Below are 24,577 nucleotides of genomic sequence, written 5' to 3' on the forward strand. Positions count from 1 at the left end.
TCCCGGGCGCCTGTTTGGCGCCTTTTATGATTGTTGGGCGTCTACCGCCGTTTGCGCATGGCGGCCGGGCCGCCTGCAATCTTTTCACGATAGACGATACGGCCCTTGGTAAGGTCGTACGGGGTCATCTCGACCCGGACCCGGTCGCCCACGATCGAGCGGATGCGGAATTTGCGCATCTTGCCCGCGGTGTAGGCGATGATCCGGTGATCGTTTTCCAGAAGGACGCCGAAGCGTCCATCTGGAAGGATCTCGTCGATTTGGCCTTCAAGGGTCAGGAGATCCTCTTTGGCCATGGGCTTAGACCGACTGAAGGTTGACCGCTGCTTCCTTGCCGCGGCGATCGGTTTCCAGTTCGAAGCGGACGCGCTGGTCCTTGGACAGCGTGGCCATGCCCGAGCGCTCAACGGCGCTGATGTGGACGAAGCTGTCTGCCCCGCCGCCATCAGGCGCGATGAAGCCATAGCCCTTGTCGGTATTGAAGAATTTTACGGTGCCGGTCAGCATGGGTGTTTCCTTTTCACGAAACAGGGAATCCCGCCAGCAACAGCGCTGGCGGAGCTTGTAGCGAGAGAAAGGAAGGATCGGCTTGCCCGTATGAATGACGCGCTTGGCGCCAGGCGTGAGCTTCAAAATCCGTCGCAGGCGACGTTAGCAAAGCAGCATATGGCAAATGGCCGGCGATTTGTCAATGTCGGTGCCACGCCTGGCAAACTACTTCGCGCCTGCCAAGTAATACCGGCGATTTTGTCGCGGTGCCGGGCTGCATTTCATCGCGAACAGCCCGGCCCACGCCGATCAGACGATTCGCCGCTTGCTTCAGCCGGCCAGCATGCCGCCTAGCCGCGCGGTGATGATCGCCTTGGCATCGCCGACGATGCGATCCACCAGTTCGGCCACGGTCGGCACATCGTGGATCAGGCCTTGGACCATGCCCGCGGTCCAGATGCCGTGTTCAGGATCGCCCGAGATCAGCCCCTCGCGCCCGCGTGCGCCCTTTACCAGATGCGCAATCGCCTCGAACGGCTTGCCTTCGCGCTCGATCCGCACGGCTTCTTCGGCCACGCTGTTGCGCGCCACGCGCGCCGTGTTGCGATAGCTGCGGAACAGCAGGGCAGTGGCGCGTTCGTCGTTGGCCACGATCGCCTGCTTGATGCCGTCGTGTATGGGCGCTTCCTGCGTGGCGCAGAACCGCGTGCCCATATTGATGCCTTCGGCGCCCAGGGCCAGCGCAGCGGCGAGGCCGCGCCCATCGCCAAACCCGCCCGAGGCAATGATCGGAATCTTCACCTTGTCGGCCGTGGCGGGAATCAGGATCAGGCCAGGCACGTCGTCCTCGCCGGGGTGGCCGGCGCATTCGAAGCCGTCGATCGAAATGGCGTCCACACCCATGCGCTCAGCCGAAAGCGCGTGGCGCACCGCCGTGCACTTGTGGATCACCTTGACCCCGGCCGCCTTGAATGCGGCGACGTGTTCATCGGGGCGATAGCCGGCGGTTTCCACCGCAGTGATCCCGCTTTCGATGATCGCCTGGCGATATTCGGCATAGGGCGGGGGGGTGATCGCCGGCAGGATCGTCAGGTTCACGCCAAAGGGCTTGTCGGTCATCGTGCGGCAGCGCGCGATTTCCTTGGCCAGCGCTTCGGGAGTGGGCTGGGTCAACGCCGTGAGAAAGCCCAGCGCGCCGGCATTGGCCACCGCTGCTACCAGTTCGGCTGTGCCTACCCATTGCATGCCGCCCTGGGCGATCGGGTGTTCCACGCCGAACAGTTCGGTAAAGCGGGTCTTGATCATGGCGGCAGGCAATCCTCTTGGCATGTTTGCCGGGCAATCTGCCAGCCTTGCGGCACCCTTGTCAATTAACCAACCAACTAAAGGGGTGTGTGGAGAGGGCGGCGCGCTCGGCCAATAGTCCAATATCGGCGTGGCCGGCATCATGGCAGGGCTGGTGCAAACAGACTGTGGAGTGGAGGAGTTATGTCGAAACGCCTGATTGCCCCGGCACTTGCTGCCGCGTTCCTGATCGCTGGCAGCGCCCATGCCGCCCCGCCGCCGGCCCCGGCCAGCTGGGCCCGCTGCGCCATATGCCATGACAACACCAAGGGCGGCCCCAACAAGATCGGGCCCAACCTCTATGGCGTGGTCGGCAAGAAAGCCGGCACGCACGCGGCCAACTTCCGCTATTCCGATGGTCTCAAGAAATCGGGCCTGACGTGGAACGCCGCCGCGCTCGACAAGTGGATCGAAAACCCCCGCGCGCTGGTGCCGGGCACGATGATGTCGTTCCCGGGCCTGAAGGACCCGGCCAAGCGGGCTGAACTGGTCGGCTATCTCACCAGCCTCAAGTAAACGTCGCCTTTCCGGGTCGCAACCGGACCGGGCCGGGTAGCAAGCCGCTACCCGGCCTTTTTCGTGCGCATCGTCAGAGGAAAAGCGGGGCGGAAAAAGGGGCGGGCACAAAAAAGGCCGGACAGGCCCGGGGAACTGGGCTGTCCGGCCAATGTCCCGGCGCCTGGAGAGCAAGCGCCGGGGCGGTGATGATCGGTACCGGGTAAAGGCCGATCAGAAGAAGAGGATGCCGCCCAGGGCTACGGTGTCGGACTTGGCGCTGTTGCCATTGTGGGCCTGGGCCTTGGCCGAGACATATTCGCCGATCAGGGTGACCCAGCTGGTCAGGCCATAACGGACCTGGCCGACATAGCTGCTGTTCTTCTTGACCAGCGTGGGCGTGGTGGCAGCGTCGACCGCGTTGGCAAAGTCGAGCCGGCTTTCGCCATAGCTGCCGCCGACCGAGACCTTGCCGAACGTGGCCAGGGCCTGGGCATAGAAGCCGTGGCTGTCGCGCGCATGGCCCAGGCCATCGCTGTCGAGCAGGTTGAGCACCGTGGTGCCCAGGCCCTGCGCGGTGTAGTAATAGCCCACGGCCGTGACCGGGCCGACCGTCAGCTTGGCGCCCACGTCGAGGCCCTTGCCGGTATAGCTATAGGCGCTCGCCACGGTATCGTGCTTTTGCGTAATGCCCGAGAGCCACAGGTGCGCGCCCACGGGGCCCAGCTTGCCATCATAGGTCAGCTTGGCCTGGAAGCCAGGGCTGCCGTTCTGTTCGGCCGGGCCGGTGAGCGAGCTCAACGGCTGGAACACGCCAAATGCCGCCTTGAAGCCCGAGAAACCGGGCGTGGTGTAAGTAATCTGCGGCTGGAAATCGGTGTAGATATAGCCCGATCCGATGCGGCCCAGCGTGGTGTTGGCCGGCGCCACGTTGCCACCGGGCGCGCCGGAGGACAGCAGCGTGATATCGTTGAGAATGGCGTCAGAGCCGAACAGGCCAATATCGCGGCCGATCTTGATTTCGCCAAAGCCGGCGCGGCCAAACGTGAGATAGGTCTGACGGAAATCGATGCCCGAGGTGGCGAGCGCGGTGGGCTGGCCGCCGTTGTTGGCGCCCAGCGTGCCCCATGCCGCGCTGTTGATGCCCGGATACATGCCAAAGTGCGCGCCCACGTCCCAGCCGCCCTGGTGCGTGGTGGCTTCCACCTTGAGGAAGCCCGGCAGCAGGCCGTTGCGCACCGAAGAGGTGCTGTTGCCGCCGACATTGGCGATGCCACCGGCCACTGCCGTGCGGGCCGAGGGCGACTGCGGATTGTCGTGCACGTAAAAGCCGTTGACCGAGCCCGAGAAGCTGAGCGTTACATCGCCCACTTCCAGGCCTACGCCGCTGGCGGTGCGGCGCACGAAGCGGTCGCTGTCAGGTGCGGCAGCGGCGGCTACCGGGGCCGGTGCCGCAGCAGGTGCCGGCGCGGCATTTTCGGCTTCATCTTCGCGCAGCAGCTGCTGGTATTCCTCGTCAGAGAGGATGCCCTTCTCATGCAGTCGCTTGAGCAGCGCGGCCGATGTGCCGGCCATGGCGGGCGCGGCGCCCAACGTCATCCCAAGCGCGGTCGTCGCGGCGAGCAAAACGCGCGCCAGCCCCTTTTTTCCCTTCATTGGTCCATCCCCTGCCATCGTTTTCTTGCCCCAAAGGGCAGGCGGAACGATGCGCCGGGGCGGCCCGCAGCGAAATTGGACTATGGTTCTCGTTCCAAGGAACTACGCAAGTTTGCGGTATTTGCGGTACAAGATCCTCCCCCACGCCCGTGGGGGAGGTGCCAGCCCGCAGGGCTGGCGGAGGGGGCTTGTAGAACTTCGCGCAGAGGCGCTGGGGCGCAGAGCATAGAATCTCTGCGCCTCAGCGCCTCTGCGCGAACCCATCCCTGTTTCAGTTGACGGGAAAGGCAGGGCCCTCAATCCCCCGCCACAGCCCCCCAAGGCGCCACGCCTGCCGGCACTGTGGCAATGGTCTGCCCCGCCACCAGGTCCACCACCGAAACATCGTTCGACAGGCCATTGGCCGTATAGGCGCGCGTGCCATCGGCGTTGAGCGCGAGATGCCACACGCGCTTGCCCACCGGAATCGTGGTCTTGACCGTGTGGCTCGCCACATCGACCAGGGCGATGCGATCGGCCCGGCCGAGCGCGACCACGGCCGTCTTGCCATCGGGGGTAAAGCGGATGCCGCAGGGCATGATCTTGTAATCGGCCACGCCGGGGATCGCGAAGTGGATCGTGGCCGTGATCGCGCGCGTCTGCGGATCGGCGATCTGCACCACGCCGCCCACTTCGGCCGCGATCCACAGCTGCTTGCCATCGGCGGTGAATTCCACGTGGCGCGGGCGCTTTTCGGTTTCCATGGTGGAAACCACCGCATGGCTGGCCAGATCGATCCAGCTTACTGCGTTGTCTTCTTCCGAGGTCACGACCAGCCACTTGCCGTCCGGGCTTTGCGCAATGCCTTCGGGTTCCTTGCCCACCGAAACCTGGAACGCCACGCGGCCGCTGGCGAGGTCGATCGCGCTGACCGCGGCATCGTTTTCGTTGGCCACGAACACGGTCTTGCCATCCTGGCTCAGGAAGAACTGCTCCGGGTCCTGCCCCGCACCGATTTCGCGCAGGATCTTGCCGGTCTGGCGGTCGATCACCTTGACCGCGTTGTCGTTGCTCACGCAGACCAGCACGAAGCGCCCGTCCTTTGACAGGGTGATGCCGCGCGGGCGTTCGCCCACTGGCCAGGTGGCAAGGGACTTGCCACTCGCGCCGTCGATCACGCTGATCGAATTGCCGCGTTCGTTGCTGACATAGACGGTCTGCGCCTGCGCGGAGGCGAGCGGCAGCAGGGCGGCAATAGCGGCGAGCGCCGCGCGAGCAGTCAAACGCATGGGGCAGGATCCTCTTCCGTCATATCCACCTTAGGCGGCGCCTGCCCGCCTGGGCATTCGACCAAAGGTCAATTTCTCCCATGGCTTGCATGGTTCATCACCATCCGCAGTGTCACGGAGCTTGCCAAGGCCAAGATTCGTGCCAGACCATAAAACTGGGAAAGGGAATGACGCGATGAAGTTCACCGGACGACTGGCGCTCTGCGCGGCAGCCGGGGTTTTTACCCTTGCCGGCGCCACGCATCTCCTGGCCCATGGCGATGTAACGCCGCAGCCCGTCGATACCACGGCGCTGCCCGATATCCAGCCCAACAACGACACCTGGTTGCAGCACAATCCCTATCGCGGCAATGCCAAGGCGATCGAGATCGGCCATCACGCCTATGCCCAGAACTGCGCGCGTTGCCACGGCATCGATGCCATTTCCGGCGGCATCGCGCCCGATCTGCGCTATCTGGAACTGGGCGATTCCGGCGATGAATGGTTCGTCCAGCGCTATCACCATGGGTCGGTGCGTGACGGCAAGGTCTATATGCCGCCGATGGGCGAGATCCTGGGCCAAAAGGCCGGCTGGGCCATCCGCGCCTGGCTTGAAACCGTGCACGAGGAATAAGCCGGTGGCTGTCACGCGCCGCACCCTGCTGGCTGGCCTTGCCGCTGCTGCCGTCCTACCCCGCGCGGTGGAGGCAGCCCCTCTGGCCAGGGTCAAGGCCAACGGCATGCTGCGCGTGGCAATCTACCAGGACAATGCGCCATGGTCGTGGGACGAGGGCGGCCAGATCAAGGGTATCGATGCCGATCTCGGTCGCGCCCTGGCTGCGGCGCTCGGCGTCAAGGCCGATCTGGCGATCTTCCCGGCCGGCGAAAGCGTCGAAGACGATCTGCGCAATGCAGTGTGGCGTGGCGGGCTGCTGGGGTTCCAGGCGGCCGATGTCATGCTGCATGTGCCGTTTGATCCTGCCTTTGCCGCCGCGCAAGACCAGGTGGCGATCGTCGCGCCCTATGCGCGGGAGCGCTTCGGCCTGGCCTGCGCCACCGGCAAGGGCCTGGAATGCGAAGGCATTCCCGTCTCGTTCAAGGGGCACAAGCTGGCCGTCGAAGTGGCCACGATCCCTGATTATTACCTGATGGGCCAATTCGGCGGCGCGCTCGCCAAGGATGTGGCGCACTATCCCAATGGCGTGTCGGCGGTTTCGGCCCTGGTCAAGGGCGATGCCGATGCTGCCATGGCGACCACGGCCCAGCTCGAATACGGGCTCAAAGGCCAGGCCAGCGGCTTTGCCCGGCGCAAGGGGCCCTTGCCGATGATGACCAGCCCCGGCTGGGACGTCGGCATGGCGGTCAAGGAATCCAGCCGCACGCTGGGTGATGCCCTGGAAGAGATCGTGGGCCAGATGCAGAAAGACGGCCGCCTGGCCGCGCTGTGCCAGCCCTATGGCGTGAACTGGCAGGCGCCGTTGGCGGGTTGAGGCCCACCCCTCCGTCAGGCCTACGGCCTGCCACCTCCCCACCATGTGGGGAGGATACGAGATCCTCCCTGGCGCGCAGCGGCGGGGAGGGGGACCGCGCGCGCAGCGCGTGGTGGAGGGGCAATTGTTGCGCAGCAAACCTAGTGCCAAGGTCCAATTGTGGCCTACGCACGATGGAATAGGTTCCCAGATGTCAGGTGGGCGGGGCAGGGGGCACCGGCCGCAGCAAACCACCATCCGCCCCCCATAATCAGCGCAACGTGATCAGCCCGCACGAGAGGCTGCACGATCAATCGGAGGTGTGATGATGAAGGGATTTTTCAAGGCGACCGCAGCCTGTGTGCTGGCCATCGCCATGGCCGCTCCTGCGCTGGCCGATGGCGCGCCCGCTGCGGGCCCTGGCGATGCCGACCTGATGGCCGATGCCACCACCACGGGTGACGTGCTGACCTATGGCATGGGGCCGCAGGCGCACCGGTTCAGCCCGCTCACGCAGATCAACACCGCCAATGTCGCCAAGATGGTGCCGGCTTTCGCAGCCTCGCTGGGCGGCGAAAAGCAGCGCGGCCAGGAATCGCAGCCGATCGTCTATGACGGCATGATCTATGTGACCGGCTCCTATTCGCGCGTCTTTGCGTTCGATGCGCGCACCGGCGAAAAGCAGTGGGAATACGATGCCCGCCTGCCCGATGGCATCATGCCCTGCTGCGACGTGGTCAACCGCGGCGCGGCAATCTATGGCGACAAGATCATCTTCGGCACGCTGGATGCGCATGTCGTGGCGCTCAACCGCAAGACCGGCAAGGTCATCTGGAACAAGACCGTGGCCGATTACCAGGCCGGCTACAGCCAGACCGCCGCGCCGCTGATCGTCAAGGGCCTGGTCATCACCGGGGTATCGGGCGGTGAATTCGGCGCGGTCGGCGTGGTCGAGGCGCGCGACGTGAACACCGGTGAACTGGTGTGGACCCGCCCCGTGATCGAAGGCCACATGGGCACTCTGCGAGGCCAGCCCAACGGCATGACTGGCAAGCTCAATGCCACCTGGCCGGGTGACTTGTGGAAGACCGGCGGCGGTGCCACCTGGCTTGGCGGCACCTATGACCCGGAAACCAACCTGATCTTCTTCGGCACCGGCAACCCGGCGCCGTGGAACAGCCACCTGCGCCAGGGCGACAATCTCTACACCGCCTCGACGCTGGCGATTAACCCCGACAACGGCCAGATCGTCTGGCATTACCAGACTACGCCGCACGATGGCTGGGACTTTGACGGCGTCAATGAATTCATTCCGTTCGACGCCACGGTCAACGGCAAGGCCATGAAGCTGGGCGCCAAGGCCGATCGCAACGGCTATTTCTTCGTGCTCGACCGCACCAACGGCAAGTTCATCAGCGCCAGCAAGTTCGTCATGCAGACGACCTGGGCCAACGGCTTCAACGCCAAGACCGGCCGTCCCAACTATATCGACGACAATCGCCCCGGCGCGCCTGACATGGCCGGCGGCAGCGAGGCCAAGGGCAAGACCGTGTTCGCCAGCCCTTCGTTCCTGGGCGGCAAGAACTGGATGCCGATGGCCTATTCCGACCAGACCGGCCTGTTCTACATCCCGTCGAACGACTGGGGTATGGACATCTGGAACACGCCGATCGCCTACAAGAAGGGCGCGGCCTATCTCGGCGCCAGCTTCACGATCAAGCCGATTGCCGAGGATCACATCGGCGCGCTGCGCGCGATGGACCCCAAGACCGGCAAGATCGTGTGGGAATACAAGAACAAGGCCCCGCTGTGGGGCGGGGTGATGAGCACTGCTGGCGGCCTCGTCTTTACCGGCACGCCGGAAGGCTATCTCAAGGCCTTCGACGCCAAGACCGGCCAGGAGCTGTGGAAGTTCAACACCGGCTCGGGCGTGGTCGGTTCGCCGGTCACCTGGGAACAGGATGGCGAACAGTATGTCGCCGTGATGTCGGGCTGGGGCGGCGCCGTGCCGCTGTGGGGTGGCGAGGTCGCCAAGACCTTCAAGGAAATCAGCCAGGGCGGCGCGCTCTGGGTGTTCAAGCTGCCCAAGTCATGATGGGCCGGGGCGGAAGCTGGGGGGCTTCCCGCCCCTTGCCCTTCACCGGGGTGCTGGCAACAGCGCGCCGGGCCGTTGTGGGGCCCGTTGTGGAAGGCGGCGGGTCCCGCACACCCTTGCGGGTGCGGACCGCGCCTTCCCCCTCTTGCTTTTCCGCGCGGCCGGCCGATAGTGCCGCCATGGCCAACGCCACGCCCGAACGCATCCTGGTTGTCGATGATCACCCGCTGGTGCGGGACGGGCTGCGCAGCCTGCTTGCCGTTACGTTCGAACATTGCGACATCCTGGAAGCAGCCGGCGTCGAGGAAGCCTGCGCCGTGCTCGCCAGCCATGGCGATTGTGATCTGGTCCTGCTCGATCTCAACATGCCCGATGCCACGCGCCTGTCAGGCCTGGTGCAACTGCGCGAGGCATTTCCGATGGTGCCGGTGCTGATGGTCTCGGGCAGCTTCGATCGCGCCCTGGTGCAAGAAGCGCTCTCGGCCGGCGCGGCCGGTTTCCTGCCCAAGTCGATGAAGCGCGATGGCATTGTCAATGCGCTGCACATGGTCATGGCCGGCGAAATCTACATTCCCGATACCGGCCTCGAAGAAACGCCCGCCAGCGCCGAGGAAGCGCAGATCCGTACGCGGATCGACAGCCTCACGCCGCAGCAAAAGGTCGTGCTGCACCATCTCGTGCACGGCCGGCTCAACAAGCAGATCGCCCACGATCTCGATGTCTCGCTCACCACGGTCAAGGCCCACGTCTCGGCCATCCTGCAAAAGCTGGGCGTGTTCAGCCGCACCCAGGCCGTGATCCTGGCCAACCGCGTCCATTTCGATTGACGGCATGCGTGGATTTCCACCACCCCCCGACCCCCTCTTCTGAAGAGGAGGGGGAGTTAAGGCATTGATATAAAATCCCCTCCTCTTCAGAAGAGGGGGTTGGGGGTGGTGCGAAGCCTGGAACTACGGTCATTTGCCGCAGGGGCTTCGACAAGCTCAGCCCGAACGGATTTCAAAGGTAATTCAGAAACCTCCGTTCGCCCTGAGCTTGTCGAAGGGCCTGTCCTGAGCCTGTCGAAGGGCGCCAAGCACCCCCCGGTTCAATGCATCATCGTCTGCAACAGCGCGCGCAGCTGCGCTGGCTTTACCGGCTTGCCCAATAGCGGCAGCTTCTGCCCGGCCAGGCGTTCCTTCAGTTCCTCGCTGCGATCGGCCGAAATGATGATCGCCGGCACGCTGCGGCCCAGGCTGGCGCGCACATCGTGCACGGCCTGGTCGCCGGTTTCGGCATGATCGAGGTGAAAATCGGCGATGATCACATCGGGCGTTTCTGCGCCCAGGCGATCGATCGCGGCCGGCCCGCTGCCGGCGACCAGCACCTGGCAACCCCAACCGGTCAACAGCGTTTCCATGCCCAGCTGGATCTGCGTTTCGTTGTCGATCACCAGGATGCGCCGGCCCTGGATGGCGCGATCGCGCACCGGCTTGGCCGTGGTGGGAGCAGTATCGGCCTGGCTTTCGCCCACGGGAACGGTGATGGCAAAGCACGCGCCAGCGCCTGCGTCCGAGGTCAATTCCAGCGGATGCTGCAGCATCGCCGTGGCGCGGCGCACGATCGCCAGGCCCAGCCCTTTGCCGGGAATGCGGTGGCTGTTGTCGAGCCGGCGGAACTCTTCGAAAATGCGCTGCTGCTGGTCCTTGGGGATGCCCGGGCCGGTATCGGCCACGCTGATCCGCACCTGGCCTGGGGTGGGGCTGTCGGTCGTCACGCGCACGTGCCCGCTGCCGGTATAGCGGATGGCGTTGGACACCAGGTTCTGCAGGATGCGGCGCAGCAGGCGCGCGTCGCTGCGCACCCATACAGGCGCGGCTTCCACGGCAAACGTCAGGCCCGCCGCGTGCGCGGTCGGGGCAAATTCGGTCTGCAAGGTGCTGAGCAGGCCGGCCAGGTTCACGTCGGTGAGGTTGGGGGTGATGGCGCCGGCATCAAGGCGCGAGATTTCGAACAGGGTTTCCAGCAGGTCTTCCACCGAATTGAGCGAGGTGGAGGCCTGGTTGACCAGCGCGCGGGTGGGCAGGGCAAGCCGCCGCTCGGTCAGCGCGGCGATGAACAGCCGCGCGGCATTGAGCGGCTGGAGCAGGTCGTGGCTGGCGGCGGCAAGAAAGCTGGTCTTCGAGCGGTTGGCCATTTCGGCTGCGGTCTTGGCTTCCAGCAGCTGGGCCTCGATCGCGCGACGCTCGGCCACTTCGGATGCCAGGCGGCGGTTAAGCGCGGTCAACTCGGTGGTGCGCTCGGCCACGCGGCGTTCCAGCGTTTCGGCGGTATTCTGCAGGATCTGCCGGGCGGTGGTCGGCTCTGTCACATCCAGAAAGCCCACCACCATGCCGCCCAGCGCCGTGGCGGTGGTGCGCACTTCCCAGATGCGATCGCCCACAGTGGCCAGGCGGTTGCGCACCGTGCCCTCGGCCTCGGTGCGCCAAGCCAGTGCGTCGGCCCCGTCCATCGCCAGGGTCTGGGCGCAGAAGCGCACCAGGTCTTCGTGGTTGCCGATCGCCGCGCTCGCGTCGCCGGCCAGGCCCAGCAGGCGTTGCAGGGCGCCGTTCCACGCCGTCAGGCGGCGGCCGGCATCGAACATGCACACGCCTTCCACCAGGTTGTCGAGCAGGGCCTGCAACGCCAGGTTCTGTTCGGCCAGATCGCGGGCGCGGGCGCGGGCATCCTCGGCCTTGGCCTCGGTAATGTCGGTATAGATGCCAACGATGCCGCCCTCGCTGGTGCGCAGCTCGTTGATCTGGATCCAGCGCCCGTCCGACAGGGCCTGGACATGGCCGCCCGATGCCACGGCATGGCGCGCCAGCCGGTCTGACACCCAGCGATCGGGCGCCGACAGCGCGCCGGCCGGACGGCGCTGCTGCGCCAGCAGGCTGATAATCTCGTGGAACGTGGGATTTTCCGGCAGCAGCTCGGCCACTTCGGGCCAGAAGCCCATATAGGCCTCGTTGAACAGCACCAGGCGATCCTCGGCATCGAACAGGGCAAAGCCCTCGTTGATCGACTCAATCGCATCGCGCAGCCGCGTCTCGGCCGCTTCGGCATTGGCATGGGCCTGGGCCAGCTTGGCATTGACCGTGGCGAGTTCGCCCATGGCCTGTTCGAGCGCGCGGGTGCGATCGCGCACCAGTTGCTCCAGCGTGATTGCCCGCTCGAACATCGAAAAGGCCGAATGCGACAGGTCGGTCGATCGCTCCACCCGGTCGATCAGCGTGGCGTTGATCTTGCGCAGCTTGCGCAGTTCGCCTTCCAGCCGGGCAATGTGCTGCGCGGCCTCCTCGGGCGCAACCGTGGCAAAAGGCGCGCTATCCGTCATCGCCCGATCGCCAGCCCGCTGAACGTCTGGTTGACATGCAGCGCATGGAACTGCTCGCCATAGGTGTTGAAGCCCACCACGCCGTTGCGGCGATAGATTTCCGAAATCGGCCGGCCTAGCTGGCGCCGCTCGGCATTGATGCGGTTGAGTACGCAGTCGAAGGCGATGATGTGATCGATGTCGCCCACCGCCTCGCGAATTTCCGCCATTGTCGCGTTCAGGCTTTCAAGCTGGTCGACCGGCTCGCCCAAGGTCAGCACGATGCCTTCGTCGATCGCGCAGTAAAAGGTCAGGCTACCGTCGGCATGGGCGGTCTGCACCGCACGCACATGATAATCTCCCCCGGCGCGCACCATCGGCGGGCAGGCGGCAAACAGCGCCATGTCGGGCTTGCGCATGTCGATCCCGCCATAGACCGTGCTGGCCAGGCGCAGATATTCCTCGGCCGCCGGCTCGGCGTTGATCTCCGTCACGCGGCGGGCGCCGGCATCGGCTCCGGTCACCACCATCTTGACCGCGCCGGGCTTGTAGTGCTGGCGGCGGAACACGTGCAGCGGCCGCGTGGTCGACACGATCGCCACCACCGCGCCGGCTGCATGAAACATGCCGTCGGAATAGATGCCGGTTTCCTTGAACATCAGCCCGTCGCCTGATGATCCCCCCACCAGCGGAATTTCGCCCAGGGCATCCTGCACGGTCATCGCCAGCAATTCCTCGCTGTGCGACAGGCCATCGACCAGGAACAGCGCGGCGTGGTTCACCTTGCGGCCCAAGGACTGGATCGAGAGGCGCTCGCTGCCCACTTCTGCGCGCGCCACCAGGTCGCGCACGGCCGCACGGGCCGCCCCGGCATCGAAGTGTGCCAGATCGTCAAAGCGGTGGCTGACCATGTGAAAGCTGTCGGCCGGAAATGCGATCAGGCTGATCGAATCCTCGTCATAACCGGCCTCAGTCAACTCGCCCGAACTGGTGCAGCCGATCATCGGAAACCGTTCCATCGACCAGCCGCGCGCGGCGCGCGCCAGCATTTCCCGATCATAGCGGTGGGAACAGAACATCACGGCCCCCGCCAGATGTTCTGGCGCGATCGTTCGGCTGATCTGGGCAAAGGCCTCGAAAGGATCGGATGCATGGGATGAAGCCACGCCAACCTCGCAGGTGCGAATATCCAAGACCCTCTCCAATCGCCGCTATTGTCTTGTTATCGTTGCCTTCGCGCGCACAGGGCGGCGATCGAGGCAGGGTCACAATACAATGGTTCGACCGCTATCGGAAAGGGCGGCGACACAAAAATATGATGGCTTGCTCAGGATTCTCCGCGTGGCGGTGGCCCACCTTCTTCAAGGGCCAGGGCCTCGGCATCGGTGAACAGCCGCGCATGGCCGAGAAAGCGAATACCTTCGGGCGTTTCCAACGACATGCCGGCGCCGCGCCCCGGCGCGACATCGATGGTCAGCTGGGTGTTCCGCGCATATTCGAACTGCGCCGCGCCGATCCACACCGGCACATCGCCGGCAATATGGCCCAGCAACACGTCCTGCCCGCCTACCTTGAACTCGCCGCGGGGATAGCACATCGGCACTGATCCATCGCAGCAGCCGCCCGACTGGTGAAACATCAGCGGTCCGTGCATGGCCGTCAGCCGGGCAATCCATGCATCGGCTGCCGGCGTTGACGTCACGCGGGGCGGAGGATCTGCCATGGCATCGCTGCTCCAAGCCAAGCGGGGCGGGCGCTTGTCGCACCCGCCCCGGAAAATGCGCCCCTGTTGTCCGCCGGGGGCGCCTTTCATCGCGGCGCCTCAGAAGAAGCCGAGCGCCTTGGTGCTGTAGCTGACCAGCAGGTTCTTGGTCTGCTGATAGTGATCGAGCATCATCTTGTGGGTTTCACGCCCGATACCCGACTGCTTGTAGCCACCGAAGGCAGCATGGGCAGGGTAGAGGTGGTAGCAGTTGGTCCACACGCGCCCGGCCTGGATTTCGCGGCCGAAGCGATAGGCGCGGTTTCCGTTGCGGGTCCATACACCCGCGCCCAGGCCGAACTGCGTGTCGTTGGCGATGGCCAGCGCCTCGGCTTCGTCCTTGAACGTGGTCACGGCCAGCACCGGGCCAAAGATTTCTTCCTGGAACACGCGCATCTTGTTGTGACCTTCCAGGATGGTGGGGGTCACGTAATAGCCATCGGCCAGGTCGCCCGAGAGCGTGGCGCGGCTGCCGCCGGTCAGCACCTTGGCGCCTTCACCACGGCCGATGTCGATGTACGAGAGGATCTTTTCCATCTGCTCTTGCGAGGCCTGCGCGCCGATCATCGTGGACGGATCGAGCGGGCTGCCCTGGCGGATCTTCTGCACGCGGGCCACGGCGCGTTCCATGAACTTTTCATAGATCGATTCCTGGACCAGCGCGCGCGACGGGCAGGTGCACACTTCGCCCTGGTTCAGGCCGAACATGGCAAAGCCTTCGAGCACCTTGTCGAAATAGTCGTCGTCGGCGTCCATCACGTCGGCAAAGAAGATGTTCGGGCTCTTGCCGCCCAGTTCCAGCGTCACCGGGATCAGGTTTTCGCTGGCATACTGCATGATCAGCCGGCCGGTGGAGGTTTCGCCGGTAAAGGCGATCTTGGCGATGCGCTTGCTGGTGGCGAGCGGCTTGCCTGCTTCGATGCCAAAGCCGTTGACGATATTGAGCGTGCCTTCGGGCAGGATGTCGGCGATCAGTTCGGCAAACACCAGGATCGACATCGGGGTCTGCTCGGCGGGCTTGAGCACCACGCAGTTGCCAGCGGCAAGGGCCGGGGCCAGCTTCCATGCGGCCATCAGCAGCGGGAAGTTCCACGGAATGATCTGGCCGACCACGCCCAGCGGTTCGTGATAGTGATAGGCCACGGTGTCGTGGTCGATCTCGCCCAGGGTGCCTTCCTGGCTGCGCACGCAGGCGGCGAAATAGCGGAAGTGGTCGATTGCCAGCGGCACGTCGGCAGCGGTGGTTTCGCGGATCGGCTTGCCGTTGTCGATGGTTTCCACCATTGCCAGCAGGTCGAGGTTGTCCTCCATCCGCTGCGCCACCTTGAGCAGGATATTGGCGCGATCGGCGGGCGAGGTGCGGCCCCAGGCTTCGCGTGCCTTGTGCGCGGCATCAAGCGCCAGTTCGATATCTTCGGCCGTGCCGCGCGCCACCTGGCACACCGGCTTGCCGGTTACGGGCGAGACGTTGTCGAAGTACTGGCCGCGAACCGGCGCGACCCACTTGCCTCCGATGAAGTTGTCGAACTTGGCCTTGATCGGGCTTTGGGCCGAAAACTTGGTCATGGCTTCCTGCAACATGGGGCCTCTCCTTGCATATGCTTTAAGGCGAATGACGTGTGAAACGGTGGCATGCTATGCGACCTGCCACGAAGCCCTGCGGCCCGTTCCGTGTTCTGGCCGAGAATGCGCAAAGGGGCCCCGTTCGGGCAATTGTACCTTGGGTCGAACGGGCGGATGCTGCCGCGGATTCCGCACGGCTGGCCTGTCCGAATTCGGCGTTTTTGTGCGGGGTTCCCGATTGACCGGCGCAACATCGGCGCTAGGGGGCGGATATGGGCGGACACCAACTGCAAAACGACATGACGCTGCACGGTTTTCTGGCGGCTGCGGCGGCGCGCCATCCACAGGCCTGCGCCATCTTCGTGCCGGCCGGCAAGGGCCGCGATATCGACCAGGCGATCAGCTATGCCGATCTCGCCGCGCAAAGCGACATTCTGGCCCAGGCGATCCTGGCGCGCCTGCCGGCCGCTGCGCCCGGCGGCGAACCGGTCGTGGCGCTGCAGCTGCCGCGCACGTCGCCACTGCTCTATCTGGCGCAATTGGCCGTGCTCAAGGCCGGATGCGCGTTCACCTGCCTCGATCCCTCGTTCCCCGATGGCCGCGTCGTCGATATCCTGGAAGACGCGCAGCCCGCGCTGATCCTGGCCGAACCGGCCGCGCTGGAACGGCTGGCGGGCCTGGCCCATGGCGCCTGCGCGGTGCATGATCCGGCGCAATTGCTGGCCCAAGCGCCTGCTGGCGGCGCGGCTCTGCCCCAGGTCGGCCCGGCGCAGCTGGCCTATCTGATCTATACCTCGGGCACCACGGGCAAACCCAAGGGGGTGATGATCGAGCATCGCCAGATCGCCAATCTGGTCGCGTCCGATCTGGCCGAATTTGCGCTGGGGCCGGGAGACCGCGTGGTCCAGGGCTCGTCGGTCGCCTATGACAGTTCGATCGAGGAAATCTGGCTGGCACTGGCCAGTGGCGCCACGCTGCTGGTGATGGATGATGCGGCCGCGCGGCTCGGGCCAGATATCGTTGCCTGGCTGGCCGATCACCGCGCCAGCGTGTTCTGCCCGCCGCCAACCCTGCTGCGCAGCAGTGGCTGCAGCAATCCCCAGGCGGCGCTGCCCGATCTCAAGCTGCTCTATGTCGGTGGGGAAGCCTTGCCGGCCGATATCGCCGCGCTGTGGGCGCAGGGGCGGCGGCTGGTCAATGGCTATGGCCCGACCGAATGCGCGGTCACCTGTCTGCGCGGCGATATCGTGCCGGGTGGGCCGATCACCATCGGCCGCCCCGTGCCGGGCATGCACGCTTTCGTGCTGGACGAGGCGCTGGACGATGTGGCTGAGGGTGCCCAGGGGGAACTGTGCATCGGTGGCGCCGGGGTGGCGCGCGGCTATCGCCATCGCCCCGATCTGACGGCCGAGAAGTTCATCGATCATCCGCGCCACGGGCGGCTCTATCGCACCGGCGATCTGGTGCACCGCGACGAGACCGGCAACCTGTTCTATCACGGGCGCATCGACGCCCAGGTCAAGATCCGCGGCTATCGCGTGGAACTGGGCGAGATCGAGGCGCAGCTTGCCGCGCTGCCCGGCGTGCGCGCGGCCGGGGCCACGGTGCAGGATCGCGGCGGCGTGCCCGAACTGGTGGCCTATGTCGTGCCGGTCGATCCCGCCGCACCGCCCCTGGGGGATACGCTGCGCCAGGCGCTGGCCGCCAGCCTGCCGCCCTACATGGTCCCGCGCCAGATCGGCCTGATCGCGGCACTGCCCACCACCGTGGGGGGCAAGCTTGACCGCAAGGCGCTACCGCCGATGAACCTTGCGGCCCAGCGCAGCGGGCAGGGCCGCGAGGAAGAGGCGCTGGTCCTGCCCGAGGGCGAGCTGGAGGCATTGATCGCCCGCGCGATGGCCGATGTGCTCAAGCGCCCCGATGGCGTTTCGGTCACTGCCGATTTCTTCGAAGGGCTGGGCGGGGATTCGCTCAGCGCGGCGATGCTGGTTACTCTGCTGCGCGAAGACTGGCGCACCGATTGGGTGACGGTCAGCGACATCTATGATGCGCGCACCGTGCGGACCCTGGCCCTGCGCGCGCCCGAACCGGCAGAAACCATTGCCGATGCGGCGCTGCCGCTGCTGCGCGAAGGCGTGGCGCGCCCGCTGCTGGCCAATCTGGTGCAGGGCGGTTGGCTGGCGATGACGGTGCTGGTGGCGGCCTGGGCCTCCTGGTTCGCCGCGTTCCGCGTGGCGCCGCTGGCCTTTGCGCACCTGGGCCTGGCCACGCTGGTGCTGGTGGCGCCGCTGATCGGCCTGGCCGGGTTCCTGGTCTATCTGCCGGTGTCGGTGGCCTTTGCCGTGGCGGTCAAGTGGCTGGCGATCGGGCGCTATCGCCCGGTGCGCGCGCCGGTGTGGAGCGCCTATTACCTGCGCCATTGGATGGTGATGCAGGCGGTGCGGCTGATCCCCTGGCCGCTGCTGGCCGGGACGGAGCTCAACAACGCGATCCTGCGCCTGCTTGGCGCGCGGATCGGGCGGCGCGTGCATATTCATCGCAACGTCGATCTGCGCCGGGGCGGCTGGGATCTGCTCGACCTGGGCGATGATGTCGCGCTGGGGCAGGGCGCCCACCTGGGCCTGGTCGAACTCGACCGTGGTGACATCGTGGTGGCGCCGATCACGCTGGAGACCGGCGCGGCATTGATGGTGCGTGCCGGGGTGGAAGGCCCGGCGCGCATGGGCGCGGGCAGTGTGCTGACAGCACTTTCCGTGCTCAATGCCGGCGGCACGGTGCCGGCGGGCGAAGTGTGGGACGGCGTACCGGCGCAGCGCGTGGGCGTGGCGCCGCCGCCTCCGGTGATCACCCGCGCCGCCACGCGGCTCGGACCCTGGCGCCATGGCCTGCTGTTGCTTCTCGGGCAGGGGCTGTTCACCGCGCTGGCCGCGCTGCCGGGGGAATTGCTGCTGCTGGGCTTGTGCCTGGGCGGCGAAGTGAGCGCCAAGGCGATCTGGCACTGGATGGCCGCGCCCTCGCTCGATGGGCGGGTGATTGCGGCGCTGCTCGCCACCACGGTCCTTGCCGTGCCGCTCAACGTCTTCTGGTCGGCAGTCCTACTGCGCGCGATGGGCCGTGTGCGCCCCGGCGTGATCGACCGCTGGAGCCCTGGGTACATCCGCCTGTGGATCAAGGCCGGCGCGGTCTTTGCCGCCGGCGAATGGCTTTCCGGCACCTTGATGTACAAGCACTGGCTGCGCCTGGCGGGGATGAAGGTGGGCGACAAGTGCGAGATCAGCACGATTTTTGACGTGACGCCCGAACTCGTCAGCATCGGCGCGGAAACCTTCTTTGCCGATGGCATCTATCTGGGCGGGGCGGAACTGCGCCAGGGCACGGTGCGGGTCGCGCCGATTCGGCTCGGTCGCAATACCTTCCTGGGCAATCACGCGGTGATCCCGGCGGGCGAGACTTTGCCCGATGACATCCTGATCGGCATTTCCACGGTGGCCGATGCCACGCTGATCGCGCGCGGGCAGTCGCGCTTTGGCCATCCCAGTTTCGATCTGCCGCGCCGCCAGGTGGTGGAGGCCGATCGCAGCGTGACGCACGATCCTTCGCTGATCCGCCAGGCCAACCGCTGGTTCTGGGAACTGGCGCGCTTTTTCCTGCCGGTGGTGCCGCTGGTGCTGGGCGCCCTGTGGTTCGCCGCGATCGGCGCGGCTGCGGCGCGTGGGGCCAGCCTGGCACTGATGACCTGGGTGGTGGTGCCCGGCGCCACGCTGGCCACGATGGTGGCGCTGTGCCTGGTGGTGATGGTCCTCAAATGGAGCCTGATCGGCCGGGTGCGGCCTGGTCAGCACGCGCTGTGGTCGTGCTGGTGCAGCCGTTGGGATTTCGTCTACGTGGCCTGGGCGCGCTATGCCAATTTCATCCTGCAACAGCTGGAAGGCACGTTCCTGCTACTGGTCTATCTGCGGCTGATGGGCCTCAAGATCGGGCGCCGCGCCGTGCTTGGGCCGCTGTTTGCCCAGGTCGTCGATCCCGACATGATCGAGATCGGCGATGGTGCCACGGTCCACGCCAATTTCCAGGCCCACACGTTCGAGGATCGCGTGCTCAAGGTGGACAAGGTGCGGATCGGCACCGGCGCCACCGTGCATGCTGGCACCGTGCCGCTCTATGGCGCGGTGATCGATTCGGGCACCCGCGTGCTGGGCGGCAGCGTGGTGATGAAGCACGAACACCTGCGCCCTGGCCTCGCCTATCAGGGCGTTCCTGTTCGCGTGGTGGGCTGAAAACCGCAGAAAACGGGCGCTAACCCAGACCGCGCTGCCAGGCGCATATTGCTAGCATGGGTCTGCTTACCTGTTCGGCCGGGCAGATTTGCTGCAAGGGCCCGCTATTGGCGCGCAAACAACTACCAATTTGGATCAAATATTACACGCAAAACTGCGCCTCGATGGCCAAATTCAGTTTGCGATCAGTTTGATAACATAAAAGTTTACCAATTGGAAATTGCCCGCCCGTAACCTCCTGTGTGTGGAGGGCGGATATGGTCGATGATCGTACCAGCAGTGCCAACGCGACATGCCATCGCGCTGCGGCCGGATCGGGCCACGGCGCTACGTCGGCGCGCACGCTCGCTGCTCTCTGGCCCGCCGCCGCCCTGATGCTGGCCGGCGTGGCTGGCCTGGCCTGGGCCTCCGTTCCGCCGATCCAGCCGGGTGACCAGGTGGTGGTCGTTGCTCCACCCGGTACCCCGCAGATGCAGACTTTGGCCATGGTCGCCGGCGCGCAAGGCGCGCTCGTGGCACCCGGCCGCTTTGCCAATATCGCTATCGCCACGTCCCCCCGTGTGGATTTTCCTGCCGCACTGCGCCGAGAAGGGGCCTGGTTCGTGTTCGCTTCGCCACGTCTGGCGGGCTGCCTCGGCGCTGCCAAGGAAGAAACGGCCCTATGACGATCCCCCCATCGCCGCGTTTCGTGCCCACTGCGTTATCCGCTCCCATGGTTGCGGCCGTGCCGCTACCGGCCACCGAACTGGATGACGTGCGCCACCGCTTCGGCCATTTCCTGGTCTATCTGCTGTGGGCGCACGTGCCGCTGCTGGCGGTCGTCGCCTGGCTGGCGGGCCAGTCGCCGATCGGGGCGGGCGTTGCCGGCGGCGTTCTGGCGCTCGCCTACCACCTGATGTGGTGGCGCCAGGGCATTGCCCGTTCCACCCGCTATCTTTCCGCCGTGGCGCTGGTGGGAGAGCCGGCGCTGCTGCTGTTCCTGATGCAGGGCCATGCCTGGCAGATGGACATGCACATGTACTTCTTTGCCATGCTGGCGCTGACCATTGCCTGGTGCGACCGCGGCGCCATCCTGATGGCGGCCACGGCCACGGCGCTGCATCACCTCGTGCTGCTCTATGCCTTGCCCTATGCGGTCTTTCCGGGGGAGGGCAACATTGCCCGCGTGCTGCTTCACGCCGTGATCGTGGCGTTCCAGACTGCGGTGCTGGTCTGGCTCAGCGACCGACTGGTCGAATCCGTGCAGCGCATCACCGCCATGGGCGAGGAAATCCGCGCCAAGAACCTGGCGCTGGAAGAACGCACCCGCGAAGCCGAGGATGCCACGCGCGCCAAGAGCATGTTCCTGGCCAACATGAGCCACGAAATCCGCACGCCGATGAACGCCATCCTGGGCTTTTGCCACCTGGCGCAGCGCACCGCGCTCAATCCCCGGCAACAGGTCTATGTCGCGCGGATTGCCGATGCCGGCGCCTCTCTGCTGCGCCTGATCAACGACATTCTCGATTATTCCAAGAACGAGGCAGGCAAGCTCACGCTCGAGGCGCGGCCGTTCGATGTGCGCGCCACGGTGGAGCACCAGGCCCAGATGCTCAATCTCGATGCAGAGGCCAAGGGCGTGGCGCTGCGCGTTACCGTCGGCCCGCGCGTGCCGCAGATGGTGGTGGGCGATGAACTGCGCTTTGGCCAGGTCTTGCTCAACCTGCTCAGCAATGCGGTCAAGTTCACCGAAAAGGGCGTGGTGATGGTCGGTGTCGATCTGGTGGCGACGGGCGAGGGCACCGTCACCCTGGAATGCACCGTGCGCGATACCGGCATCGGCATGACCGCCGAAGCGCGCGATGCGCTGTTCACCTCGTTTACCCAGGCCGACAGTTCGATGACCCGGCGCTTTGGCGGGACCGGGCTGGGCCTGGCCATCTCGCGCCAGATCGTTGAGCAGATGGGCGGCGGCATCACGGTGGAAAGCACGCCTGGCATGGGCAGCGTGTTTACCTTCCGCGTGGTGATGGGCGATGCCGGCACACTGGCCCGCGCCGGGCTGCTGCCCCCGCCGGGCCTGGCGCGCCTGCGCGTGCTCGCTGCCGATGACAATGCCGCCTCGCGCCAGATCGTGCACGAACTCATGGCCGGCTGGAACATGGCGGTCGATCTCGTTGCCTCGGGCGAGGAAGCCCTGGCGGCGATCGATGCGGCCGCCGCCGCCGGGCGCCCGTTCGATCTTGTCCTGCTCGACTGGAAGATGCCGGGCCTGAGCGGGATGGACACGGTCAAGGCCATGCGCACCCGCGTGCCGCATGGGCGCCTGCCGGCAACACTGCTGGTGACGGCCTATGGCGCCGACGAGTTTCTGGGGTCGGTCGATCGCGCCGATGTCGATGCGTTCCTGACCAAGCCGCTGCAACCACGCGCGCTGATCGAAACGCTGTGCGATCTGTTCCCCGAACGGGCTGAACGCGCGCCCGCCAAGGGCCTTGCTGCCGCGCCTGCGCCGGCCACTGTGGCAGACCCCGTTGCCGAAGCACCGCGCCTGCCACAGCGTCTGCGCGGCCTGCGCGTGCTTTTGGCGGAAGACAACGAGATCAACCGCGAAATCGCCATGGAATTGCTGGGCGATGCCGGGCTCGAGGTGGACTGCGCCGAAAACGGCCGCATCGCCTGCGCCATGGTGGCGGCGCAGAACGGGGCCTATGCCGCTGTGCTGATGGATGTGCAGATGCCCGAGATGGACGGGATCGAAGCCACCGCGCGCATTCGCCGCACCTGGAAAGCCGATGTCTTGCCGATCATCGCGATGACCGCGCACGCCTATGACGAAGAACGCCAGCGCTGTCTTGACGCCGGCATGAACGATCACATCGCCAAGCCGGTCGATCCCGCGCTGCTGGTGCGCACACTGGAACGCTGGCTGCGCCAGCCCGACGCCGCGCCTGCCGGCGCAGGGGCGGGCCAGGGGGGCGATGCCGCCTGGACTGGCCCTGTGGCTAACGATGCTGGCGCCAACGATGCGGTGCCCAACGATGCGGCCAGCGCGCCCGAGGCGGTCTTGCCCGATCACCTGCCGCCCTTCGGCATTCCTGCGGCCCTGGCGCGGGTCAATGGCAAGCGCACGCTGCTGCTCAAGCTGATCGGCGATTTCGGCGATATCTATGCCGCCACGCCCGGTGCGCTGACCAGCCTGGTGGACGAAGGCCGCCTGGCCGAGGCGCGGCGCCTGGCCCATTCGCTCAAGGGCGTGGCCGGTTCGCTCGAACTGCCGCAGGTCCAGGCAGTGGCCGCGCGCATCGAGCGCTTGCTGGCCGCCGAACAGACCTTTGGCCTCGATCGCGAGATTGCCCTGCTGGCCCGCGAACTGGCCCCGGCGATCGAGGCCGCGCGGAGCCTGGCGCCACCGCTTCCGGTCCATGTCCCGTCGATCGCGGCGGCTGATGGCCCGCGCGTGGATGCCGCCGCCCTCGCCCAGGCGCGCGACGGGCTGATCGATCTGGTGCAGCGGCGCAGCCTGGCGGCGCGGGCGGCTTTTGTGGTCTATGCCGATGCGCTGGGCCTGCCCGAGCCGGCGCGCCAGGGCCATCCGGTGCGCCAGGCGCTGGAACGGCTCGACTATGGCCGCGCCCTGGCCCTGCTCGAAGCAGAAGGCAGCCTTGCCGATGACACGCCGATACAGGGGGCCGTTGCCTAATGGGCCAGGCGCTTCCCCCCTTGTCCCGGCGCGGTCTGGTGATGATCGTCGATGATGAAATCGCCAATATCGAGATCATCAATGCCGTGCTCGAAGACGAATACGACGTGTGCTTTGCCCTGTCGGGGCAAGAGGCGCTCGATCTGGCGCGCACCGCGCAGCCCGATCTCATCCTGCTCGATGTGCTGATGCCGGGCATGGACGGCTTTGCCGTGTGTGCCGCGCTCAAGCAGGATGCCACGCTGACCGATGTGCCGGTGATCTTCACCACTGGCCTGGGTGACAGCGAGGACGAGATGCGCGGTCTGTCGCTGGGCGCGATCGACTATGTGACCAAGCCGGTGCAGCCGCCGATCCTGCGCGCGCGGGTGGCCAACCACGTCGAACTCAAGCGCCTGCGCGATCAACTGGCGCAGATGGCGGTGACCGATGCGCTCACCGGGCTGTCCAATCGCCGGCACCTGGAGCGCACGCTGGAGGGGGAGACGGCGCGGCTGGCGCGGCAGCAGGAATGGTTGTCGGTGGTCATGCTCGATATCGATTTCTTCAAGCAGTTCAACGATGCCTATGGCCACCCGGCCGGCGACCGTTGCATCGCCATGGTCGCCGCCGCGCTCACCCGCGCGGTGCGCCGTGCGACCGATCTTTCGGCCCGCTATGGCGGGGAAGAGTTCGTCTGCGTGCTGCCCGGCGCCGATGTGGCCATGGCCCAATCCGTTGCGGCCGAGATCGGGCGCCAGATCCGCCAGTTGGGTATCCCGCACGCGCGATCGGGCGTGGATGCGTTCGTCACCGTCAGCATCGGCATCGCCAGCGCGCGCAGCGTCGCCGGGGCCAGGCCGCAGGAGTGGATCGATGTGGCAGACGCCCAGCTCTATCGCAGCAAGAGCGAGGGCCGCAACCGCATCACCGCGACCGTGTTCGAACATGGCCTGCCCGGGCATGGCCAACCCGCGGGCAACGATCGCGCGGCCTATCCAACGGCGCAACTTGGCCTTCGCGCCACAGGCTGATCGCCGCGGCGCGGGCGGCGCACTGTCCAGGCTGCGCTTGCCAGCTGCTTTCCCGGCAGGCTGATCTCGTTTCATTGCCCTTTGTCACGGCTGGCAACGCCGGACGCTTGACAAAGTGAACGTTCACGCGCATGCGTCACCACAGTTGAGA

At 66.0% G+C, this 24,577-nt stretch carries 18 protein-coding genes; 9 read left to right on the top strand and 9 right to left on the bottom strand.

Annotation, left to right across the window (positions count from 1 at the left end; translation table 11 throughout):
• Positions 1-41: 41 nt before the first annotated feature.
• From infA to FHW97_RS00910, 3 genes are all read right to left on the bottom strand, one after another.
• A complete protein-coding gene (gene infA, locus FHW97_RS00900) occupies positions 42-296 on the bottom strand; it encodes a translation initiation factor IF-1 (RefSeq protein WP_022676633.1) in 255 nt (84 codons plus the stop codon).
• A 4-nt stretch (positions 297-300) separates the two neighbouring features.
• Positions 301-507, bottom strand: a complete 207-nt coding sequence (locus tag FHW97_RS00905) for a cold-shock protein (protein WP_028657943.1) — start codon at positions 505-507, stop codon at positions 301-303.
• Positions 508-819: 312 nt separating this feature from the next.
• A complete protein-coding gene (locus FHW97_RS00910) occupies positions 820-1,794 on the bottom strand; it encodes a nitronate monooxygenase family protein (protein WP_169041716.1) in 975 nt (324 codons plus the stop codon).
• 183 nt (positions 1,795-1,977) lie between these two features.
• On the opposite strand from FHW97_RS00910, the gene FHW97_RS00915 reads away from it, so the two are divergent.
• Positions 1,978-2,349 carry a cytochrome c family protein gene (locus FHW97_RS00915; protein WP_169041717.1) on the top strand — a complete coding sequence of 124 codons (372 nt, stop codon included), beginning with the start codon at positions 1,978-1,980 and terminating at the stop codon, positions 2,347-2,349.
• 213 nt (positions 2,350-2,562) lie between these two features.
• Here FHW97_RS00915 and FHW97_RS00920 read toward each other — a convergent pair whose 3' ends face one another.
• A complete protein-coding gene (locus FHW97_RS00920) occupies positions 2,563-3,984 on the bottom strand; it encodes a porin (protein WP_370525303.1) in 1,422 nt (473 codons plus the stop codon).
• Positions 3,985-4,280: 296 nt separating this feature from the next.
• Positions 4,281-5,252, bottom strand: a complete 972-nt coding sequence (locus tag FHW97_RS00925; protein ID WP_169041718.1) for a PQQ-dependent catabolism-associated beta-propeller protein — start codon at positions 5,250-5,252, stop codon at positions 4,281-4,283.
• 175 nt (positions 5,253-5,427) lie between these two features.
• Here FHW97_RS00925 and pedF point away from each other — a divergent pair, with 175 nt between their 5' ends.
• The 4 genes from pedF (at position 5,428) to FHW97_RS00945 (ending at position 9,622) form a co-directional block, all read left to right on the top strand.
• Entirely contained in the window at positions 5,428-5,865 is a 438-nt protein-coding gene (pedF, locus tag FHW97_RS00930) for a cytochrome c-550 PedF (RefSeq protein WP_022676627.1), read from the top strand.
• Positions 5,866-5,869: 4 nt separating this feature from the next.
• Positions 5,870-6,721, top strand: coding sequence for a substrate-binding periplasmic protein (locus FHW97_RS00935; RefSeq protein WP_370525302.1), 852 nt, complete (start codon positions 5,870-5,872; stop codon positions 6,719-6,721).
• 307 nt (positions 6,722-7,028) lie between these two features.
• Positions 7,029-8,795 carry a methanol/ethanol family PQQ-dependent dehydrogenase gene (locus FHW97_RS00940; protein WP_169041835.1) on the top strand — a complete coding sequence of 589 codons (1,767 nt, stop codon included), beginning with the start codon at positions 7,029-7,031 and terminating at the stop codon, positions 8,793-8,795.
• A gap of 179 nt (positions 8,796-8,974) precedes the next feature.
• A complete protein-coding gene (locus FHW97_RS00945) occupies positions 8,975-9,622 on the top strand; it encodes a response regulator transcription factor (protein ID WP_084391152.1) in 648 nt (215 codons plus the stop codon).
• A gap of 260 nt (positions 9,623-9,882) precedes the next feature.
• Here the strand turns inward: FHW97_RS00945 and FHW97_RS00950 are convergent, their stop codons facing one another.
• The 4 genes from FHW97_RS00950 to adh all read right to left on the bottom strand — a co-directional run bounded on the left by FHW97_RS00950 (position 9,883) and on the right by adh (position 15,472).
• Complete coding sequence (locus FHW97_RS00950) at positions 9,883-12,150, bottom strand: NahK/ErcS family hybrid sensor histidine kinase/response regulator (RefSeq protein WP_171797752.1); 2,268 nt, start codon at positions 12,148-12,150, stop codon at positions 9,883-9,885.
• Entirely contained in the window at positions 12,147-13,322 is a 1,176-nt protein-coding gene (locus tag FHW97_RS00955; RefSeq protein ID WP_370525301.1) for an FIST N-terminal domain-containing protein, read from the bottom strand. The genes FHW97_RS00950 and FHW97_RS00955 overlap by 4 nt, the downstream gene beginning before the upstream one ends.
• 134 nt (positions 13,323-13,456) lie before the next feature.
• Complete coding sequence (locus FHW97_RS00960; protein WP_171797753.1) at positions 13,457-13,852, bottom strand: DUF779 domain-containing protein; 396 nt, start codon at positions 13,850-13,852, stop codon at positions 13,457-13,459.
• A gap of 99 nt (positions 13,853-13,951) precedes the next feature.
• Positions 13,952-15,472 carry an aldehyde dehydrogenase gene (gene adh / locus FHW97_RS00965; protein WP_054130814.1) on the bottom strand — a complete coding sequence of 507 codons (1,521 nt, stop codon included), beginning with the start codon at positions 15,470-15,472 and terminating at the stop codon, positions 13,952-13,954.
• A 254-nt stretch (positions 15,473-15,726) separates the two neighbouring features.
• Here adh and FHW97_RS00970 point away from each other — a divergent pair, with 254 nt between their 5' ends.
• From FHW97_RS00970 to FHW97_RS00985, 4 genes are all read left to right on the top strand, one after another.
• Positions 15,727-19,731 carry a non-ribosomal peptide synthetase gene (locus FHW97_RS00970; RefSeq protein WP_171797754.1) on the top strand — a complete coding sequence of 1,335 codons (4,005 nt, stop codon included), beginning with the start codon at positions 15,727-15,729 and terminating at the stop codon, positions 19,729-19,731.
• A 257-nt stretch (positions 19,732-19,988) separates the two neighbouring features.
• A complete protein-coding gene (locus tag FHW97_RS00975; protein WP_171797755.1) occupies positions 19,989-20,396 on the top strand; it encodes a hypothetical protein in 408 nt (135 codons plus the stop codon).
• Positions 20,393-23,413, top strand: coding sequence for a hybrid sensor histidine kinase/response regulator (locus FHW97_RS00980; protein WP_253941507.1), 3,021 nt, complete (start codon positions 20,393-20,395; stop codon positions 23,411-23,413). The genes FHW97_RS00975 and FHW97_RS00980 overlap by 4 nt, the downstream gene beginning before the upstream one ends.
• A gap of 20 nt (positions 23,414-23,433) precedes the next feature.
• Positions 23,434-24,426 (top strand): diguanylate cyclase, encoded by a 993-nt coding sequence (locus FHW97_RS00985; protein WP_253941508.1) that lies wholly within the window; start codon positions 23,434-23,436, stop codon positions 24,424-24,426.
• Positions 24,427-24,577 lie beyond the last annotated feature (151 nt).

Source organism: Novosphingobium sp. SG754, assembly GCF_013149315.1.
Lineage (GTDB): Bacteria > Pseudomonadota > Alphaproteobacteria > Sphingomonadales > Sphingomonadaceae > Novosphingobium > Novosphingobium capsulatum.

Excerpts from the sequence above, each read along its gene's own strand:
- adh (WP_054130814.1), bottom strand. The coding sequence starts at position 15,472 with ATGTTGCAGGAAGCCATGACCAAGTTTTCGGCCCAAAGCCCGATCAAG.
- FHW97_RS00975 (WP_171797755.1), top strand. The coding sequence starts at position 19,989 with ATGGTCGATGATCGTACCAGCAGTGCCAACGCGACATGCCATCGCGCT.
- infA (WP_022676633.1), bottom strand. The coding sequence starts at position 296 with ATGGCCAAAGAGGATCTCCTGACCCTTGAAGGCCAAATCGACGAGATC.
- FHW97_RS00920 (WP_370525303.1), bottom strand. The coding sequence starts at position 3,984 with ATGAAGGGAAAAAAGGGGCTGGCGCGCGTTTTGCTCGCCGCGACGACC.
- FHW97_RS00980 (WP_253941507.1), top strand. The coding sequence starts at position 20,393 with ATGACGATCCCCCCATCGCCGCGTTTCGTGCCCACTGCGTTATCCGCT.
- FHW97_RS00940 (WP_169041835.1), top strand. The coding sequence starts at position 7,029 with ATGAAGGGATTTTTCAAGGCGACCGCAGCCTGTGTGCTGGCCATCGCC.
- FHW97_RS00910 (WP_169041716.1), bottom strand. The coding sequence starts at position 1,794 with ATGATCAAGACCCGCTTTACCGAACTGTTCGGCGTGGAACACCCGATC.
- pedF (WP_022676627.1), top strand. The coding sequence starts at position 5,428 with ATGAAGTTCACCGGACGACTGGCGCTCTGCGCGGCAGCCGGGGTTTTT.
- FHW97_RS00915 (WP_169041717.1), top strand. The coding sequence starts at position 1,978 with ATGTCGAAACGCCTGATTGCCCCGGCACTTGCTGCCGCGTTCCTGATC.
- FHW97_RS00905 (WP_028657943.1), bottom strand. The coding sequence starts at position 507 with ATGCTGACCGGCACCGTAAAATTCTTCAATACCGACAAGGGCTATGGC.
- FHW97_RS00970 (WP_171797754.1), top strand. The coding sequence starts at position 15,727 with ATGGGCGGACACCAACTGCAAAACGACATGACGCTGCACGGTTTTCTG.
- FHW97_RS00925 (WP_169041718.1), bottom strand. The coding sequence starts at position 5,252 with ATGCGTTTGACTGCTCGCGCGGCGCTCGCCGCTATTGCCGCCCTGCTG.
- FHW97_RS00950 (WP_171797752.1), bottom strand. The coding sequence starts at position 12,150 with ATGACGGATAGCGCGCCTTTTGCCACGGTTGCGCCCGAGGAGGCCGCG.
- FHW97_RS00960 (WP_171797753.1), bottom strand. The coding sequence starts at position 13,852 with ATGGCAGATCCTCCGCCCCGCGTGACGTCAACGCCGGCAGCCGATGCA.
- FHW97_RS00945 (WP_084391152.1), top strand. The coding sequence starts at position 8,975 with ATGGCCAACGCCACGCCCGAACGCATCCTGGTTGTCGATGATCACCCG.